Source organism: Pontibacillus yanchengensis Y32 (genome assembly GCF_000770635.1).
GTDB classification, from domain to species: Bacteria; Bacillota; Bacilli; order Bacillales; family BH030062; genus Pontibacillus; species Pontibacillus yanchengensis.
Map to the genome: position 1 here is coordinate 122,437 of NZ_AVBF01000002.1, position 19,970 is coordinate 142,406.

The following is a 19,970-nucleotide window of genomic DNA, read 5'->3' on the forward strand; positions in this document are numbered from 1 at the left end:
TCATATATTAGAACCGGTCTCTAGACAGTTCAACACAACTCATTATTACACCAGCAAAATCATTAGGGATTTCATTTCCACTCAGGTTAGCGGCTATTATATCGCCCGTTATAACAGATTTTTGTCTTTTTAATGTATCTCTTATTCCCGCCCTATACCAGTCTTTTATATACTTGTGATCAATACTTTTAATATGCTCTTTAATTCGAATAAGGTCATCTAATTGAATATCTTCTTCATTTGCTGAAACATCTTTTATGAAATCTATATCCTGTTCTATCTCTAATTCTTTACTTATCTTTATTAATTGTCCACAAAATACCTTTTTCATCTCTAAATCTTCTATTATCTGTAATAAGTTGTTTATTGGAGCTTCTTTTGATAGAACACCTTCAAAGTCTCCCCATTCTGGATCTCTTGGTAATTGTTTTAAGTTATCCACGACACTAGATAAATAGTTTACCTCCCCTTCATCTCTATCTAAATTTGGATCAGTTCCATCAGGGTCAAAATCTATTAACGCTACCGTTGGTAACGAAAAATATTTAACGAGACGATTAAAATCTTTTATTTTTGATTTACCTCCACAATTTATAATCGTTATTCCATATTTATCGAAAGAATATTCGGAGTTTTTTGCATCTAATTTGTATGACAACTCATTAATTGCTCCTTCTTCAGTTTCCCCTTCTACTAGTAATACTACATTTGAAAAAAAAGCCTCACCATTTATAGCATTGATTCTTTTGCTAAACCATTCTATATCTTTTTTGGAAGCATTTTTATTAAATTGAGAAACACTTGTCATGCCGCTATTTAACCTTCTTAAAATGACTATATCTTTGGGGTTAGTACTCAACATAAATGATGGAGAATGTGTAGCTATAAGAATTTGATTTTCACTAGAAAGCTCCTTAAAATCTCTAGCTAAAGCCCTTTGGGCATGTGGAGGAAGAAACAGTTCAGGTTCCTCTAGCGCTAAAATTAAGTCTCCTTTAATAGCAGATGTTGCAAAACTTTTAAAAATAGCTAAGACTATAGCATTCTGATAACCTAACCCTTGCTTAGTAAGAGACTCAAAGTCGGATTTAAATGCCTCTAAAATATAAATCTCTAAATTATTTAAGAGTTTTTCTGATTCTAAGTTAAGAAGGTTAAACCGTATGTTTTGTTTTTCTTCATCTTCGCTAGGTTTTATAGGATAGTCTATAACATGCTTTGAATTTTGCTCAATTAAATTAGAAATATTTTTAAGTTGTTCTGAGAGTATATCAGAGGCTTGCCCCATCAACTCTTGAATAGATTCTTTAGCATTACCATCAATCTCTACAGTATCTAACAGACGACTAAGAAATGTATTTCTCCCCATTCTTAATTCAGTTCGGTTGTCTCTTTGAGCACCTCTATAAATAAAAGGAAATAACTTCCTTTGTTTTTCGCTCATATTAAACTGTTCATCTCCAGATATTATGTATAATTTTTTTGAGAAGCTTTCAGTAGATGATTCATATATACATTCATATTTTAAATATATTTGAAGTTTCTCTTCTTCACTCTGAAAATCTTCCATTTCAACCCTATTAAGATGGAACTTAAACTCACTCATTTGCACTTCACTTAAAAAATCAAAAGTCATGTTAACTACTAACGGCTCATCTAAAACTCTAAAATCACTTACCTCAAATTCACTATAATAAAGAGACTTAAAGGGATTTAAAATCTTATCGAGTAAGGAGAATACGCTAGTTTTACCTGAATTATTAGCGCCTATCACAACACCATAATTTGAGAATTCAAAAGTAGCATCTTCAAATGTTCTGTAATTATTAATTGTCACGGTTTTTAACCTCATTAATTCCCCTCCTTAATTTATTTCCATTATATAGAATGTAATGTTTGAATTAAACTTTTTGTAATCATATATGCTCTACAAAGTAGTTTCAAAACTTTGTAAACCTCCTCCAAAGTAATAATTAATTGTTGGCTATTTTATTTCACGAAGAACAAGTGATATTATATTGATTAGCTAAATTAAGGAGAAAGCAGATGATCACATTGCCTTTACTGAAATACGGCACAACCAACATTGATTATGAGATTCACCACCAAGAACGAAGTGATATGAAGATATCAGTAGATTTAGTAAATGGCGTTGAGATATATGCCCCAAAGAGTTTAGAAGATGAAAAACTAGAAAAGCTATTGCAAAAGAAAGCTCCTTGGATAAAAACGAAGTTAAATGAATTGAATGAAGTAGAGCACTTCACCAGCAAGAAAGAGTTTGTAAGTGGGGAGAAGCTTCCTTACCTTGGTAGGAATTATAAATTAAAAGTCCATAGAGAAGCTGTGAATCATGCATCTATTTATTATTATCAAGGCAAATTTATTGCTACCGTTCCACAAAAATGGAGTCAGGAAGAGATTCAACAAACACTCGAACTTCAGCTCATTGACTGGTATCGAAAACATGGAATGATGAAAATTAAGGAACGAGCTGAGTATTATCAAAATTTGCTGGGAGTCACACCTAACTCTATAAATCTCAGAACTCAACATAAACGTTGGGGTACTTGTACACCTAAAGGAGATATCTACCTTAATTGGCGTATTGTTATGGCTCCAGTGAAAGTGATTGATTATGTTATGGTTCATGAGCTATCTCATTTACTTGTCGCTGAACACAATCAAGAGTTTTGGAACACAGTGATATCCATTCTACCTGACTATGAAGAGCGAAAGGAATGGCTTCGTATTCATGGGATGGAATTACACTGTATAGGTTAAAAAGAAGGGCATGATACCTTTTATGGTGTCATGCCCTTCTTTTTATGTTAATATCCTATATTTTTGTAGTGGACTTCTGCTAGATTCATGAGTTGCAAGGCGATATTTTCAACGTCTTTTGATGGACAGTTACTTGCTCGTAGTTGTTTCTTGATTTTCTTCCGCATTTCACGCTTTACGTCGTTCTTTTCTGGCCAATCAATAACTGCATGATCTTGAATAATATCCGTGATAATGTGTGTTAATTCCTTTACACTTTCCTGCTCATGCGTCTCTAACTTTTGCTCTAATAGTTGGAAGAATGGGTATTGTTTAGGTTCAAAACCATGTTCCTGACTTTCCGCTTCGTTGTTGCGCATCTCTTCCATTATCTCTTTATATTCTTCTAGCAAATCTTCAATCGTCATCTGACGTTCTTTCCGTCGCTCGATTAATTCTTCCAAGCGTTCTTTTAAAGAAGTATATAAAACAGGATTCTCCTCTAATTTCACTCGTATCTCATGCTTGATGGCATGTTCCATTTCAGCAGCTTTTGCTTCAGGAGTTTTGATTTCGTCTAACTTTTCATCAAAACGATTGGATAAAATATCAATGGGCTCAAACAAGATATGAGGAGTGGAAGCATACACATGCTCTTCAATTAACTGACGAACTTTCTCCCCACAATCGGAAATATCCATCCCTTCTTGGACATGGTACCTTGACTTGGCAAGTTTACGAATCTTTCCTAGCCACTGAAGATCCTCTAAATATGGTTTAGCTTTAGGACTTGGGAGCACCATATCCATGCTTTCAGAAAACTTCTTGAAGGCAGTATCAAACTCATTTCTTATATCCTCCGGCTCCAAAATCGCTAAGCACGCATCGAGATCATCTTTATTTTGATAATCAAAAAAGCGCATAGCCTTACGATGACGGGTTTGTAGTTTAGGAATTTCTGCATCCACATCGCTTAATGCACCTTTTACGTCATCTTCATGGAATATTCCTAATGCTTCCTCTAAGAAGCGTGATACGCCAAAGTAATCGACAATCAAACCGTATGTTTTCTTATTATAGGTTCTGTTTGTTCTTGCAATAGCTTGTAGTAAGTTGTGCTCTTTCAACGGTTTATCTAAATACATCACCTGTTCAATTGGTGCGTCAAAGCCGGTTAATAATTTGTCACATACAATCAAGAAACTTAATTCGTCTTCTTCCATTGGTTTCTTGAATCGCTGAATCACATGCTTTTCCTCTTGCTTTGAAATATGATGCTCTTGTAGATGCTCTTCATCATTATGTCCAGCTGACATAATCACTTTAGATTCATAATCACTCAGTTCATCTAACATGTTCTTATACATAACTGCTGCTTCTCTTGAAACCGCAACAATTTGGGCTTTGAAGCCGTTAGGTTTGATGTACTGTTCAAAGTGCTCAATGATATCTAAAGCAATAGACCGAACACGTTTAGAGGAGGCTGTGATAGCTTCTTCTGTCGCATATTTCTTTTTGATACGTTCCCGATCTTCCTCTGAGTAGTCTCTAAAAAAGCGATCAAATAGTTGATCAATGCTTTGCCCTTGCACATGTAAATCAACCATTCTAGACTCATAGAATATTGGTACGGTTGCCCCATCTTCCACTGCTTGTTCAATCGTATATTTATCGATATAGGTTCCGAATGTACGAACGGTACTTTTATCATCCTTATCAATGGGTGTACCTGTAAATCCTATGTACGTTGCGTTTGGTAATCCGATTCGCATGTTCATAGCTAAAGAGCTGTACTGGGTACGATGACTTTCATCTACTAATACAATGACATTTTCAGAGCTAGTCAATTCAGGGTATTCTTCTTCGCCTTCAGACTCCTGGAATTTCTGCACTAACGTCATGACTGTAGCACCTGGTCCTTGTTGTAGGAGGGATTTCAATTGACTAACGGATTCTGCTTGTTGAGGATTAGGAAAACCGCAACGCTTAAAGGTGTTTGTAATCTGCTGATCCAAGTCTTGTCTATCTGTCACTACTAAGATAGTTGGATTACCAAGCTCCTCAATCCTTCGTAATTTCGTTGCCAAAAAAACCATAGAGAGAGACTTACCAGAACCTTGTGTTGCCCAAACAACACCACCTCTATATTGAGGTTTATCGTTATTTAAGATACGATTTACTGCCTTGTTTACAGCACGATACTGCTGATAACGTGCAAGCTTTTTAATCACACGACCGTCCTCAGGCTCATACACGATAAAGTTTTGAATCAAATCTAACAGACGTTCTTTTTTGAGTGTACCCTCCAAGAGAATATCTTGAGGTGTTGCATTCGGACCAATATCTGCAATTGTTTGAGGATAAGGGTCTTTCCATTCACTATAATGCTGTAGCTTGGCCCCAATTGTTCCTACTTTGGCACGATCATTACTTGTAGCAATTAAAAACTGCGTATAGTGGAAAAGAGTCTCGTTCTCTTTTTGATACCGCTTCAATTGCGTAACACCTTGAGAAATCTGCTTATCCGGATGAAGTGTAGGACTCTTACATTCAATAACGACGAACGGTATGCCATTCACGAACACTAATACATCTGGTCGAATAGTTCCTTGTGCATTGGTAATAGAGAATTGATCTACAACTAAAAATTCATTATTCTCAAGGTTTTCAAAATCGATTAGGCGAACTGTCTGCCCTTTACGGCCTTTTCCAAGATCCTGTGTCACAGAGATACTATTAATCAGGAGTTCATGGAAATGTTGGTTTGCTTCCATGAGACTTGAGAAATCCATGTGGGTAATAGAACGTACTGTCTTGGTTAAGTTGTTTTCATTAATCCATGGATTTAATCTTTGAATAGCATTCGCTAACCTTTTTTTTAGAACAAGCTCTGTTTGGGTATCTCTTTCTTGGTCCATAGATGACCCATGAGCATATGTGTATCCAAGCTTTCGAAGATGTTCAAGTACTCTATTCTCGACTAGCCCTTTTTCGTTCCAGTCGTGTGTAATGTTCATGACGGAACCACCTCTTCGTCATCTAATGGAACTCGGACTTTGCCTGTTAGTAGTTGTTCCATCAGGCCTTTTTTTGTGAGGTTTAATTGCGACAATTTTTTTCGTTCAATATTAAGCTTGTCTTCAAGACTATTCAGTACATTAACAATCTCATACTGTTCTCCTATGCTGGGTAAAGGGACTAAAATATTTTCAATACCATCCTGACTCACACTTGCTTGATTTGAATACTTCGCAATCTTAGCAACTTGTTTATAATAAGCGTTTGTAAATGAGAAATATGAATAAAACTCAGGGAGAATTTTACTTGTTTCAAGTCTAATTCTAATCATATTTGATTCATATACCGTGTCATCATATATTTTGTCTACTAAAATAACTTTCGCAACACCTTCAATCTGTTTCGATACCCGATTAACTAGTAAATCATTTTCTTTCAATTTATATCTATTTAATTCATTTTGAGTAATTTTCACTTTATCTTCTAAAAAGTCATTAATTTTTCTCTCATTTCTATAAAGATCATTTAACACAACTATAAAAGTTCCTTTTCCATATTCACTAGATGGTTTATACAAACCATTTTGCGGACCCAAAATTGCTAAATTTTTAACATTTTTTAAATCCCATAATTTTGGTATCTCTCCTATCGTCGTGTTCCTATACTCATCATGAGAGACACCTGACGTAAAAAGTCTTTGCATTATCCCTTTTTTCAATCGTGCGGTTTGATCAATGATTTGCTCTGTTTTTTTGATTGTTTGATCTATTGAAGACAATATTTGTGATATTTTTTCCTGTTCTTTTAAAGGAGGTACTGGAACTTCATAATTTTCCATAAACCCTTTTGTAAGATGAGCAAACACCGCTCCATTTTTATGGGCTGAGGAACTACTTGAAAGTAGATGTAATTGATAATAAAAAAACATCTTATCTATAATCGAATTGTCACATTCAATCTTCCATATATGATAATGGTACACAGCCTTTGGTCCTTTCCAAATATATGGACCAAAAGTTGCTGACCATGCGTATATCAAATCCCCTTCTGAAATATATTTTTCATCTTTTAAAGTCATATCAGTATATACAGTCTGACCCTTACCAGTTAGATTTTGAATTCTTACAATTGGAGTACCAGAATCTTTGAACTCTTTTTGCTTAAATGCTCTTCCATTGTAAAATGTAGAGAAATCAGATTGCTTCATAATCTTCCAATTTTCAGGATATTCTCTCATCATAAAAACCCTAACTCCTTTAAATGCATATACATTTTTTCTTCACTTTCTAAACGTTCTTTTTCTAAATTTTTTAATTCATTAATGACCTCATTAACATTTATTTGTTCTTCCTCAATAGTTGTATCAATATAACGGGCAATATTTAAATTAAAATCATTTTCTTCAATTTCTTCTATATCTACTAAACGACAATATTTTTCTTGATCATCCCAGGTATCATATGCATTCACAATCTTTGTAATATCTTCTTCTCGCAAGAGGTTTTGATTTTTACCTTCTTGATAATCCTTTGATCCGTCCAATATAAACACTTTTCCTATATTAGCATCCTCTTTATTTCTATTTAAGATTAAGATACATGCTGGAATACCTGTGCCATAAAAAAGGTTAGATGGTAACCCAATAATCGCTTCCACCAAGTCTTCTTTCAACAAACCTTCTCGGATCTTACCTTCAGCACCTCCACGGAATAGCACACCATGAGGCATCACTACTCCTGCTTTACCTTTATGATTTAAAGTAGAAACCATATGTTGCACAAAACCATAGTCTCCTGCGTTCTTTGGAGGTACACCAAAACGGAAACGGCCATACTCATCATTTTCTGCTTCTACACGACCCCAGTTTTTCAAAGAGAATGGGGGATTTGCGATTACGCGATCATACAGTAATAATTCCTTATCTTCTCCAGTTAATTTTGGTTCGCGAATGGTATCTCCACGTTCAATACGATGATCACTTAAACCATGAAGTAGCAAATTCATCTTACAGATAGCCCATGTATTTAAATTACGCTCTTGTCCGTGCAGAGAAAGGTTACGCGGGTCTCCTCCATTGGATTTAATGTAATCGACAGATTGCACAAGCATACCACCAGAGCCTACTGTTGGGTCGCAAACACGCATCTCTTCTTCTGGTTTAATTAACTTAACGATAAGTTCTACTACCTTACTAGGAGTATAGAACTCACCACCTTTTTTACCAGCATCATCTGCGAATTGTTTAATCAAATACTCATAAGCACGGCCAAGCATATCTGGTTCTGATAAGTTGTGATTCCCTAGATTAATTGATGAGTAATGTTGAATTAATTGTAATAAAAGCTTATCTGGTAGCTTATCTTTATCATTAAAGTCAATGCTTGCTAAGACTCCTTGTAAGGAAGCATTCTCTTCCTCAAGAGCCTCAAATGCTTTGTTAATCGTATTACCAATGTCTTGAGTCTGAGATTGAATGTGAGCCCAGCGTGCACGTTCCGGAACAAAGAATTGGTGCTCATCACGGTCATACCAACCGTAATCGTCCCCTTCTTCTTGTTCTATGGTCTTAGCCGTTTCTACAAACACGTCATTCAAACGCTTTAGAAACAACATTCCAAATATGTAGTTTTTATAATCTGAGGAGTCAATACTACCTCTTAATATATTGGCTGATTCCCATAGATGGGATTCGAGTTGTGGCAGTGTCAGTTTAGTCATGCGATGTTACCTCCATCGTTTATGTATTCTTTAATTTATACTATATCAAATAATAACTACTCAAACCATTAGGGGGTGTATATAAATGGTATTTCCTATATCTGTATATAAGTTAGTAGAATATAAAAAGCAGGCCCCTTTATAAAGAACCTGCCTCTTCTTTCAATACTAATTTAGTAACCGCTTCAACATGCCCCGTCTGCGGAAACATATCAACCGGCTGCACCTCCTGGGTCTCAAATCCACCATCCTCAAGTATGCGTAAGTCACGCGCTAAAGTAGATGGATTGCAAGATACATACACAATCTTATCCGGCTTCATTTCAATCATTGCTTTCAATAACGATTCGTCACAGCCCTTACGTGGTGGATCCACTACGATGACGTCTGGTTGGAGGCCTTGGGCTTGCCACCATGGGAGTAGGGATTCGGCTTCGCCGACATAGAATTCGGCGTTTTCGATGTTGTTTAGTTTGGCGTTTTTCTTGGCGTCGTCTACGGCTGGGGCGACGACTTCTACGCCTAGGACGCGTTTGGCTTTTTGGGCTAGGAACAGGCTAATCGTGCCGATGCCGCAATATGCATCGACGACGGTTTCGTGTCCTTTTAGATCTGCGTATTCTAGTGCTTGGTCATACAAGCGCTTTGTTTGGGTTGGGTTTACTTGATAAAAGGACTTTGGCGAGATGTTGAACTTGATATCGCCAATTTGGTCGACGATGTATTTGTCTCCCCAGATGACGTTGGTTTGCTCGCCTAGGATGACGTTTGTTTTCTTGCTGTTTACGTTATGCACTATTGACTTCACATTTGGGAACGTCTCGCGAATTTCTTTTACAATCGCGTCTTGGTGTGGAAGCTTCTTCGTCTTCGTCACCAATACGACCATGATGTCACCCGTGTGTTGCCCTGTGCGTACCATGATATGGCGCAATACACCGCTGTGGTGCTCTTCCTTGTAAGGTTCGATACCGTATTGCTCGGCGATACGGCGTACGGCTTCCACCATACGGTCGTTGTGCTCGTCTTGAATGATGCACGTATCCATATCGATGATTTCGTGGCTTCGTTTGCGGTAAAAACCAGCTTTCAGGCCACCATCGTCTTTTTCTCCAACTGGAATTTGGATTTTATTACGATAGCGCCACGGGTCGTCCATTCCAATGACAGGGTGTACGGGAACGTCACTCAGATGACCGATTTTGTGCATGGCGTCTTTGACTTGCTTTTGCTTCATATCAAGCTGCAAGGAATAGCTCATATGCTGTAGCTGGCAGCCTCCGCACTGAACATACACATTACACGGTGGTTCCACGCGCTCTTGACTTTCTTCCTCGACATCTAACAGCTTTCCGAATCCGAAGTTCTTCTTTACTTTGATTACTTTTACTTGCCCTGTTTCCCCTGGAAGGGCGTATGGAACAAATAATGGATAGCCATCCACTTTTCCTACACCATTTCCTTCATGCGTTAGGTCTTCAAATGTAACTTCAATCGTTTGATTTTTTTGTACAGGTGGTTGTGGTTTCGACATGTGTACCTTCCTTTACCGTTCAGCATTCTGGTATGCATTATATCATAGTTTACCCTTCAACCGCTTTTTTAGAAACGATTGGATTATTGGAGATTAAATTGATCAAACGTTTGATCAATCTTCCTTTAGTGCCTTGATCATCGGCCAGACTTAAGCAAAGCATCAGTATGGCGACTGCTGCCACAGTGAGGATTTGCTTAAGCCACCGATGATAACACAAACGAAAGACAGCCATATTAACACTGGCTGTCTTCATTCTCCCATCGACCTCTAGGGACATAAAATTCGAGGTGGCGATATAAATTGACAAATTCCCCGGGTAATAATCCGCCAAATTCCCCGTCAATATTTAACTGCATTTTCTCTTCTGTGTGCACTTTAATACGATTCGCTGTTGTGTAGATGACGTTCGGATCGTTGATATGATTGCCTTTCATCGCTAGGCTGGCTAGTCGAATTAGCTCGCCAATGTTCACCTTTTTAATAATAAGCAGGTCGAACATACCATCATCCATCAACGCATCGGGTGCTAGTTTTTCCAGGCCACCGATCGAATTCGTATTGGATACGAGAAACACCATGACTTCGCCTTCGAACCATTTTCCATCGTATTCGATTTGAACATAGGTTGGGCGAATCGACGGCAGCATTTCCACACCTTTTAGGTAGTATGCTAGTTGACCAATCATAGTTTTTAGCTTACTTGGTACTTCATAGGTAAGCTCGGTTAATTTCCCGCCACCTGCGATGTTGATGAAGTGGTGGTCGTTGACTCGTCCAATATCAATTTCTTTGGAGTAGCCATCTAAAATAACATCTACGGCACCTTTTACGTTACGTGGCACACAAATCGCTCTTGCAAAGTCATTGGTTGTACCAACCGGGATAATGCCTACCTTGGGACGAAATTCGTGTTCTGCTATTCCGTGTACTACTTCATTTATTGTTCCATCCCCACCTGCAGCAACAACAAGGTCAAAGGAACGCTCTACTGCTAATCTCGCGGCTTTGGTTGCGTCTCCTTCGCCTACCGTAGCGTGGGTGGAAGTTTCATAGCCTGCTTGCTCGAAACGCTGCAAGATTTCAGGGAGTTCTCGTCTCACGGCTTCTCTTCCTGAGGTTGGATTGTATATGATCCTGGCACGCTTCATAGGTCTTCCTCCATCCAAGCCATATTTCCTCTCATCATAGCTCGTTTTTCTATGTTTGAAAAGTTTTTGACCTTATTATCATATCCGTAGTAACGAGTACGCAAACCATCCCTTTTACGTTTCACGTTTTACTACGCGTCCATGCATCAATAAATCCTGCTACGTGGAAGGTAGCAGGATTTATGACAAGGACTTGTTCATCTTTATGAGTGTCTCTTAGCGTTTATCCATTTCCTCGATAATGATTTTGTTTACCATTGGAGGGTTTGCCTGTCCTTTGGTTGCTTTCATTACCTGGCCTACTAAGAATCCAAGGGCTTTGTCCTTCCCGTTCTTGTAGTCATCAATGGATTGCTGGTTGTTGTCTAGAATACCAGAGATGATCTCACGTAGCTGACCTTCATCAGAGATTTGGCCAAGGCCTTGATCTTTTACAAACTTCTGTGGGTCTGTTCCGTTTTCGACCGTCTCCGCAAAAACTTTCTTCGCAATCTTAGACGAGATCGTTCCATCTTCAATAAGCTTGATCATCGTTGCAAGGTTTTGAGGCGTTAACGCTAGGTCCGCTAGCTCTTTCTGGTTTTTGTTCATGTAACCAGAAACGTCACCCATTAACCAGTTCGAAGCCTGTTTTACTTCTGCTCCAGCATTGATGGTCTCTTCAAAGAAATCGGAAAGCTCTTTGTTGTTCGTTAGCACCATGGCGTCGTACTCAGGTAGCTTCAGTTCGTTAATATAACGGGACTTACGAGCATCTGGCAGCTCTGGAATCTCATCATAGATGCGTTTCTTCCACTCTTCATCGATGTACAGTGGTACAAGGTCTGGCTCTGGGAAGTAACGGTAGTCATCCGAACCTTCTTTGACACGCATAAGAACCGTTTCCTTCGTTTGCTCATCGAAACGACGTGTTTCCTGAAGCATTTCGCCTCCAGCTTGAAGGACTTTCTGCTGGCGCTGCTCTTCAAACTCAAGCCCTTTTTGCACGAAGGAGAAGGAGTTCAGGTTCTTCAATTCTGTCTTCGTACCGAATTCCTCTTGGCCGATTGGGCGAATGGAAATGTTGGCGTCGGCACGTAGGGAACCTTCTTCCATTTTACAGTCAGATACGCCTGTGTACTGAATGATGTTCTTCAGTTTTTCCAGATACGCGTACGCTTCTTGTGGGGAGCTAATGTCCGGCTCCGATACAATCTCTACAAGAGGTGTACCTTGGCGGTTGTAGTCGACAAGGGAATAGCCATCATCACTGTGCGTTAGCTTACCAGCGTCTTCTTCAATGTGCAGACGCGTAATTCCGATACGCTTCGTCTTGCCATCTACTTCAATATCAATATATCCATTTTCTGCGATAGGCTGGTCAAATTGGGAGATTTGATACGCCTTCGGATTGTCTGGATAGAAATAGTTTTTACGATCAAATTTCGTATTCGTTGCAATGTCGCAATTTAAAGCCATGCCAGCTTTCATTGCGTAGTTCACTACTTCTTCATTTAAAACAGGTAATACCCCTGGGTACCCTAAGTCAATCGGGTTTACATTGGAGTTTGGTTCACTACCGAATGCGTTCGGACTTGGGCTGAAGATTTTCGATGCTGTTTTTAGCTCTACGTGTACTTCAATACCAATAATCGTTTCAAAGTTCATTAGTTGGCACCTCCCAGGGACGGCTTGTGTGTATGATAATCGGTCGCCTGCTCATAGGCATGGGCTGCTCGATAAACGGTTCCTTCATCAAAATGGTCACCAATGATTTGTAGACCAATTGGCAGCCCTTCAGAAGAGAAACCGCATGGTACAGAAATGCCTGGAACACCAGCTAGGTTGACTGGAATCGTTAGAATATCGTTCGCATACATCGTTAATGGATCTTCTGTCTTCTCGCCCACTTTAAAGGCAGGTGTTGGAGTTGTTGGTCCAATGATCACGTCATAGTTCGCAAACACTTTTTCAAAGTCTTGCTTAATAAGCGTACGAACCTTTTGTGCTTTCTTATAGTATGCATCATAGTAGCCTGAGCTTAATGCAAAGGTACCTAGCATAATACGACGCTTCACTTCATCGCCAAAGCCTTCACTACGGGAAAGCTTGAACATGTCGATCATGTTTTCCGCTTGCGGGGAACGACGACCATAGCGCACGCCATCGAAACGAGCTAGGTTTGCAGATGCTTCGGATGAAGAAAGTAAATAGTACGTGGATAGCGCGTATTTCGAGTGCGGCAGTGTAACCTCTTCCCACGTTGCGCCCATATCTTCATATACTTTTAATGCATTGCGAACAGCTGTCTTCACTTCTTCGGAAACGCCTTCGGCAAAGTATTCCTTCGGTACACCAATTTTAAGGCCTTTCACATCGCCTGTAAGAGCTTCCGTGTACTTCGGAACTTCCAGGTCAGCTGATGTTGAGTCCATTTTGTCATGGCCTGCAATCGTCTCTAGAACGTACGCATTGTCTTCAACCGTACGTGTAAGTGGTCCGATTTGGTCTAAGGAAGATGCAAATGCAATTAGTCCAAAACGAGAGACACGTCCGTAGGTTGGCTTCAGGCCGACAACGCCACAATAGGCTGCTGGCTGGCGAATCGAACCACCCGTGTCAGAACCTAGTGAAAATGGTACCTCTCCTGCTGCTACTGCGGCTGCGGAACCACCACTAGAGCCACCTGGTACATAATCGGTATTCCAAGGATTACGCGTAGCATAGTAGCTAGAGTTTTCGTTGGAGGAACCCATTGCGAATTCATCCATGTTTAATTTTCCTACTGTTACGGATTCAGCGCCATTCAGTTTTTGAACAACATGGGCATCGTATAAAGGATCGTTTAGATTATCTAAAATTTGACTCGCTGCCGTGGAACGTAGTCCTTTTGTGACGATGTTGTCTTTAATTCCGATTGGCATACCGAATAAAAGGCCTCGTCCTTCTGTTGTGCCACGAAGTGCGTCTAGCTCGTTTGCACGCTGGCGAGCTGCTTCTTCATTAAGGGTTAAAAAGGCTTTCACTTCACCGTCTACTTCGTTGATGCGGTTGTACGCCTCATTTAAAAGATCGTTTACGCTGATCTCTTTCGTATGTAACCACTCTTGTATTTCGGATAGCTTGTGATCAAATAATGACATGTGTTTCCCTCCCTATTCCAAAATAGATGGCACGCGAAATTGTCCATCTTGCTTTTCTGGTGCGTTTTTCAGTGCTTCTTCTTTCGTTAACCAGTGCTTTGGCTCGTCCTTACGCGTAACATTCTTCAAATCAAGAACGTGTGTCGTAGGCTCTACGCCTTCTGTATCTAATTCGTTCAGCTGTTCGGCAAACGTAATAATATCATCCAATTGCTTTGTAAACATGTCTGCTTCTTCTTCGGAAACATGTAACCGTGCTAGATGAGCAACGTGCTTTACTTGTTCTTTACTAATTCGTGACATTGTTTAACCTCCATTCGTATCGAACCTCACATAATATATGATGATACCAAAAAGCACCCCTAACAATCAATGTTGACAGTGTTTCTTTACAGGAAAAAAACATGAAGGGGACCTTTTCTTAAGCGAATCGAAAAGCTCTACTACATTGTTTGTTAATAAATAAATGTTTCGGTATTAGATTTTCTGTTAGGATAAAAGGCGGTAAATTACATGGAAAGGGGGGGTGAAAGTGGAAAAATATAAGTTGGTTTTACTAACGATCATTACACTTACTTTGCTTTATATCGCCTTTATCATTTCAGATCCAGGTTTCGGTGTAGGGTATTAATTTTCATTAGTATCTTCCCCTCGCCATTACAAGTGAGGATCTTTAATTAAAAAACCTCTCCTACCGAATAGAAGAGGTTTTCATCAAATTACTATTATTTAGCTTTTGCTGCATCAAATTCTTGCTTGATTTCTTCAGATGGCTCTTTATCAACCAAGCTGACAATGATTGCTACCAGTCCACAAAGGATGAAGGCTGGAACAATTTCGTATAGAGCGAATACTGGCGTCACATATACTTTCCAGATAACAACCGTTGCTGCTCCTACAATGATTCCGAATAGGGCGCCATTACGGGTAAGGCCTTTCCAGAATAGAGATAGGATGACGATTGGTCCGAATGCTCCGCCAAATCCTGCCCATGCGTAACTTACAAGGCCTAGTACAGAGCTTTCTGGGTTGTAGGCTAGTAAGACTGCAATTAAGGCAATCACACCAACAGAGATACGACCTACCCATACTAGTTCACGCTCTGTAGCATTTTTGCGAAGAATCGCTTTGTAGAAGTCCTCTGCTACAGCAGAAGAGGATACAAGTAGCTGCGAGTCAATGGTACTCATGATTGCAGATAAAATCGCTGCTAGTAGGATACCTGCAATTACTGGGTGGAATAACACCTGTGAAAATGCGATAAAGATTTTCTCAGGGTCATCTAGCATTTGAATGCCGCCTTCACCCTGAACCACTTTCACACCGAATTCCGTTAGTGCAGCTGTATTACCTGCATCGGCAACATAGGCAAGACCAACGAAACCAGTGAAGATCGCGCCATAAAGTCCTAGAATCATCCACGTAATACCGATGAAACGTGCTTTCGGCACATCATTAGCGGAACGTAATGCCATAAAACGAGTTAAGATGTGTGGCTGACCAAAGTAACCAAGTCCCCACGCCATCGATGAAATAATGGCTAACAATCCAACACCTTCTACCATGTTCAAACGAGTTGGATCGATATCACCTACGGTTTGCATTACTTGGCCCCAGCCGCCAAGCTGGTTAATTGCTACGATTGGTACGGCAATCAACGCAAGGAACATCAGGATACCTTGAACAAAGTCGGTCCAACTTACGGCTAAGAAACCGCCTAAGAATGTATAAGAAATAATAACAATAGCACCAATCCATAGAGCTTGCTGATAGCCAAGTCCAAAGGATGCTTCAAATAGTTTTGCCCCAGCTACCATACCTGAGGACGTATAGAAGGTAAAGAATAATAAAATAACGAGCGCGGAGATAACACGCAAAATATGTGAGTTGTCACGGAAGCGATTTTCAAAGAAGTCAGGTACTGTAATAGAGTCATTCGCAACCTCAGTATAAACACGTAAACGACGGGCAACGAATTGCCAGTTTAAGTACGCACCAATAGCAAGACCTACTCCGATCCATGCAGCAGAAAGTCCACCGCCATAAATCGCACCAGGTAGTCCTAATAGTAACCAACCACTCATATCGGATGCTCCGGCACTTAATGCGGCAACACCAGGTCCTAAGCGGCGTCCACCTAATACATAATCTGATAAGTTACTTGTTAAACGATAAGCTGCAAGTCCTATGACAAGCATTCCAATTAAATAGACTATAAATGTAATTAACGTAGCTGTACCCATAAGCTTTACTCTCTCCTTTCAGTAAATAACGTAATAGCGGATAAGATAATTAAAATCGGCATTGGAACAAATAACCAAAACCATGTGGCTCCTGCAATAGCATATTCCTCGCCCATTCTTTAACCTCCTTTAAGTTATGTGTATTGAATTATATATACACCCCTATACATTTTTCCACCTATTCAGAAAACAGGTATTTGAAATATATGAAAGGGATATAAGCGATTAATATGATTTAATATAACACAAAGATATTATTTGAACATTCTAAATTTTTAAAAACTATCAACTATATGAATAATTATACATCAATATAGGACTTTTGTGTGCATATATTCAAATCGACCTATATGTATTCAAGATAATTTATAAAATTAAATCCTGAAAATTATATATATCCATCCATTTCATTCCAATTCCTTATCTATTCTCGACTCTAGTGTTTCCTCGTTCAACAAAATTACCCTCTCAAATAATCGAGAGGGTATAATTGGATATTAAAGCATTTCAGACGTTGTTTTTCCTTGCATATGATGGACCAAATAATCCGGACCGCCTGCCTTCGAGTCGGTTCCAGACATATTGAAGCCACCAAATGGATGATAGCCAACAATAGCTGCTGTACATCCACGATTAAAGTATAAATTTCCAACATGGAAATCTTCTCTTGCCTGTTCAATGTGGAGGCGATTCTTCGTAATAACGGCCCCTGTTAAGCCATACTCCGTATTGTTAGCGATTTCCAGAGCTTCATCAAATGACTTCGCTTTGGTAAAACCTACTACTGGACCAAAGATTTCTTCTTGCATGATTTTTGCCTTAGGATCTAGGTCAGCAAAAATGGTTGGCTTGATGAAGAATCCTGTGCTGGCATCGCCATCTCCGCCGGTCATCAGCTTTCCTTCTTCTTTTCCGATTTCGATATATTCCATGATTTTATCAAAAGCACCTTGGTCAATGACTGGTCCCATGAAGGTACTACCATCTACTGGGTCTTGTACGTTCACTCGTTCTTCCGTCAACTCTACGCATCGCTCTAACAACGTGTCATAGATGGCTTCATGTGCAACAACACGTGAACAAGCGGAACATTTCTGACCGCTGAATCCAAACGCTGAATTAACGATAGCATCGGCTGCCAGTTCAAGGTCGGCATCTTCATCCACGACAATCGTGTCCTTCCCACCCATTTCCGCAATCACACGCTTCAACCAAATTTGATTAGGCTGGACCTTCGCTGCTCGCTCAAAAATCCGTGTTCCTACTTCTCTTGAACCTGTGAAGCTAATCAATCGAGTTCGAGGGTGGTCAACCAAGTAATCGCCAATCTCCGAACCGCTTCCAGGGATAAAATTGATAACCCCAGCAGGAAGCCCAGCTTCTTCGAGCACTTCCATCATTTTATATGCAATAATCGGCGTTAAACTAGCCGGTTTTAATAATACCGTATTGCCCGTTACCATTGGCGCTACCGTCGTCCCACACATAATCGCGAATAGGAAATTCCACGGAGAAAGGGTTAACGTCACCCCAAGCGGAATATAGTGAAAACGACTATTATCTACATTGGGACGATTGTAGACAGGCTCTCCATCTTTGAGGGTCAGTATTTGACGAGCATAATATTCCATGAAATCAATCGCTTCCGCTGTATCGGCATCTGCTTCCTTCCATGGCTTCCCGCCCTCTTTCACCAAATGAGCAGAGAAATCATGCTTCTTACGACGTACAATGGCTGCTGCTCGAAATAAAATATCTGCGCGCATTTCAGGCTTTGATTTTCGCCACCACTGGAACGTTTCATCCGCAACCTTCATTGCTTTTTCAGCCAACTCCTGATCAGCTTTCGAAACATACCCGATCACTTCTTCTTTGTTGGCAGGATTAAACGAGGTAATCCTATCCTCTGTAAAAATACGTTCTCCTCCAATAATAAGTGGATACTCTTTCCCAAACTCGGCCTCCACACGCTTAAGCGCCGCCTCCATTGCTTGCTTATTCTCCGGCACACTAAAGTCGGTAAATGGCTCATGCTGATACGGTGCAACCATGAACAAACGCCTCCTTCTCTTCCGCTACTTTTTTTCATCAATGATAGGATATGCTAATTTGGGAGGTTCTATGAGTTTTTCGTTGTTGGGAAATGAGGAGTTTGCTGAAACTGTTTCAGGAGGCGGTCTACTGTATATCGTCAGGTCAGGCTAACCCCCGTATTTGAGCCACTTCCCGAACTTTATCCGCGACTCTCCCCCTCCACACAAAAAAAGAGGCTAACCATCCAGGCTAGCCTCGTAGTGCTTTTTCAAAATCCTCTTTTAAATCCTCTACATCTTCAAGTCCAATTGAAACGCGGACAAGTCCATCTGTGATGCCTAGCTCTGCTCTACGCTCTTTCGGAATGGACGCATGCGTCATTTTCGCAGGTACCGAAATAAGACTCTCCACCGCACCCAGGCTTTCTGCTAGTGTGAAATAGCGCAGGTTGGTTAATAGTTTTTCTGCATTCTCATCACTGCCAACATCAAACGATACCATGCCGCCTGCCCCACGAGCTTGTTTCTGATGCGTATCGTGCCCGTTGTGAGATTCTAGCCCTGGATAATAGATATTGGTTACCTGCGGATGCTGTTGCAAGAAGCTAATAAACTCACGTGTATTCGATTCGATTTCTTCCATTCGAACCCCTAGCGTCTTGATTCCTCGCATCAGCAGCCAGGAATCCTGCGGTCCAAGTACGGCTCCGGCAGAGTTTAAAATAAAGTGGAGATCGCTAGCTAATTCCTCCGTGTTCACTACAACCAGGCCTGCTACCACATCACTGTGGCCACCTAAATATTTCGTTGCACTGTGCAGCACGATATCCGCTCCATGATCAATCGGGTTCTGCCAATATGGCGTGCTGAACGTGTTATCGACGATAAACGTCAGACCATGCTCTTTCGCCAGGTCAGCAGTTGCTTGCAAATCGGTAACCTTCAGCAATGGATTGGTTGGCGTTTCAACATAGATGGCTTTCGTATTCGGCTTGATGGCTTCTTTGATTTTAGCTTGATCGGACGTATCGACAAACGATACATCTAGGTTAAAACGGTTCAACACATTCGATACGAGGCGATATGTACCGCCATATACATCGTCTGTGAAAATAATGTGATCGCCGCTCTTATACAGCATCAACACAGAGGTGATCGCTGCCATACCAGAACCAAAAGCAAAGCCTGCTTTACCGCCTTCGATATCTTTAATGAGTTCTTCTAGCGCGTGGCGGGTTGGATTCCCTGTACGAGAATACTCATATCCTTTGTGTTGCCCTACGCCATCTTGTTTGTACGTGCTTACTTGATATATCGGGACCGATACAGCACCGGTATGTTCATCTCCCGTGATACCACCGTGTATTAGTTGTGTTTTTCGTCTCATA

General features: G+C 40.3%; 14 protein-coding genes. 1 reads left to right on the plus strand and 13 read right to left on the minus strand.

Features of this window, described 5'->3' with window-relative positions; all coding sequences use genetic code 11:
• Nucleotides 1–7: 7 nt before the first annotated feature.
• On the minus strand, nucleotides 8–1,852 hold the full coding sequence (locus tag N782_RS01535) for an ATP-dependent nuclease (RefSeq protein ID WP_036815501.1): 1,845 nt from the start codon (nucleotides 1,850–1,852) through the stop codon (nucleotides 8–10).
• A gap of 194 nt (nucleotides 1,853–2,046) precedes the next feature.
• Between N782_RS01535 and N782_RS01540 the strand changes: the two genes are divergently transcribed.
• Nucleotides 2,047–2,784: a M48 family metallopeptidase gene (locus tag N782_RS01540; protein ID WP_237582309.1), complete on the plus strand. Its 738-nt coding sequence runs from the start codon at nucleotides 2,047–2,049 to the stop codon at nucleotides 2,782–2,784.
• A gap of 47 nt (nucleotides 2,785–2,831) precedes the next feature.
• Here N782_RS01540 and N782_RS01545 read toward each other — a convergent pair whose 3' ends face one another.
• The 12 genes from N782_RS01545 to N782_RS01600 all read right to left on the minus strand — a co-directional run bounded on the left by N782_RS01545 (nucleotide 2,832) and on the right by N782_RS01600 (nucleotide 19,969).
• Entirely contained in the window at nucleotides 2,832–5,780 is a 2,949-nt protein-coding gene (locus N782_RS01545; RefSeq protein ID WP_036815502.1) for a type I restriction endonuclease subunit R, read from the minus strand.
• The gene (locus N782_RS20575; protein WP_052111097.1) at nucleotides 5,777–7,021 is read right to left on the minus strand and encodes a restriction endonuclease subunit S; all 1,245 of its coding nucleotides are present in this window, start codon (nucleotides 7,019–7,021) and stop codon (nucleotides 5,777–5,779) included. The genes N782_RS01545 and N782_RS20575 overlap by 4 nt, the downstream gene beginning before the upstream one ends.
• On the minus strand, nucleotides 7,018–8,499 hold the full coding sequence (locus tag N782_RS01555) for a type I restriction-modification system subunit M (RefSeq protein WP_036815503.1): 1,482 nt from the start codon (nucleotides 8,497–8,499) through the stop codon (nucleotides 7,018–7,020). Before N782_RS01555 ends, N782_RS20575 begins: the two co-directional genes overlap by 4 nt.
• A 139-nt stretch (nucleotides 8,500–8,638) precedes the next feature.
• Entirely contained in the window at nucleotides 8,639–10,033 is a 1,395-nt protein-coding gene (rlmD, locus tag N782_RS01560; RefSeq protein ID WP_036815504.1) for a 23S rRNA (uracil(1939)-C(5))-methyltransferase RlmD, read from the minus strand.
• Between the two features lie 49 nt (nucleotides 10,034–10,082).
• A complete protein-coding gene (locus N782_RS21410; RefSeq protein WP_036815505.1) occupies nucleotides 10,083–10,289 on the minus strand; it encodes a hypothetical protein in 207 nt (68 codons plus the stop codon).
• Nucleotides 10,270–11,184: a diacylglycerol kinase gene (locus N782_RS01570; RefSeq protein ID WP_036815506.1), complete on the minus strand. Its 915-nt coding sequence runs from the start codon at nucleotides 11,182–11,184 to the stop codon at nucleotides 10,270–10,272. The genes N782_RS21410 and N782_RS01570 overlap by 20 nt, the downstream gene beginning before the upstream one ends.
• Before the next feature lie 216 nt (nucleotides 11,185–11,400).
• Entirely contained in the window at nucleotides 11,401–12,831 is a 1,431-nt protein-coding gene (gene gatB, locus N782_RS01575) for an Asp-tRNA(Asn)/Glu-tRNA(Gln) amidotransferase subunit GatB (protein ID WP_036815507.1), read from the minus strand.
• Complete coding sequence (gatA, locus tag N782_RS01580) at nucleotides 12,831–14,306, minus strand: Asp-tRNA(Asn)/Glu-tRNA(Gln) amidotransferase subunit GatA (protein ID WP_036815508.1); 1,476 nt, start codon at nucleotides 14,304–14,306, stop codon at nucleotides 12,831–12,833. The genes gatB and gatA overlap by 1 nt, the downstream gene beginning before the upstream one ends.
• A 12-nt stretch (nucleotides 14,307–14,318) precedes the next feature.
• The gene (gatC, locus tag N782_RS01585) at nucleotides 14,319–14,609 is read right to left on the minus strand and encodes an Asp-tRNA(Asn)/Glu-tRNA(Gln) amidotransferase subunit GatC (RefSeq protein ID WP_036815509.1); all 291 of its coding nucleotides are present in this window, start codon (nucleotides 14,607–14,609) and stop codon (nucleotides 14,319–14,321) included.
• A gap of 422 nt (nucleotides 14,610–15,031) precedes the next feature.
• On the minus strand, nucleotides 15,032–16,549 hold the full coding sequence (gene putP / locus N782_RS01590) for a sodium/proline symporter PutP (protein ID WP_036815510.1): 1,518 nt from the start codon (nucleotides 16,547–16,549) through the stop codon (nucleotides 15,032–15,034).
• Nucleotides 16,550–17,046: 497 nt separating this feature from the next.
• Entirely contained in the window at nucleotides 17,047–18,600 is a 1,554-nt protein-coding gene (gene pruA, locus N782_RS01595) for an L-glutamate gamma-semialdehyde dehydrogenase (protein WP_036815511.1), read from the minus strand.
• A 232-nt stretch (nucleotides 18,601–18,832) separates the two neighbouring features.
• Nucleotides 18,833–19,969, minus strand: a complete 1,137-nt coding sequence (locus N782_RS01600; RefSeq protein ID WP_036815512.1) for a bifunctional cystathionine gamma-lyase/homocysteine desulfhydrase — start codon at nucleotides 19,967–19,969, stop codon at nucleotides 18,833–18,835.
• Between the last annotated feature and the right edge of the window lies 1 nt (nucleotide 19,970).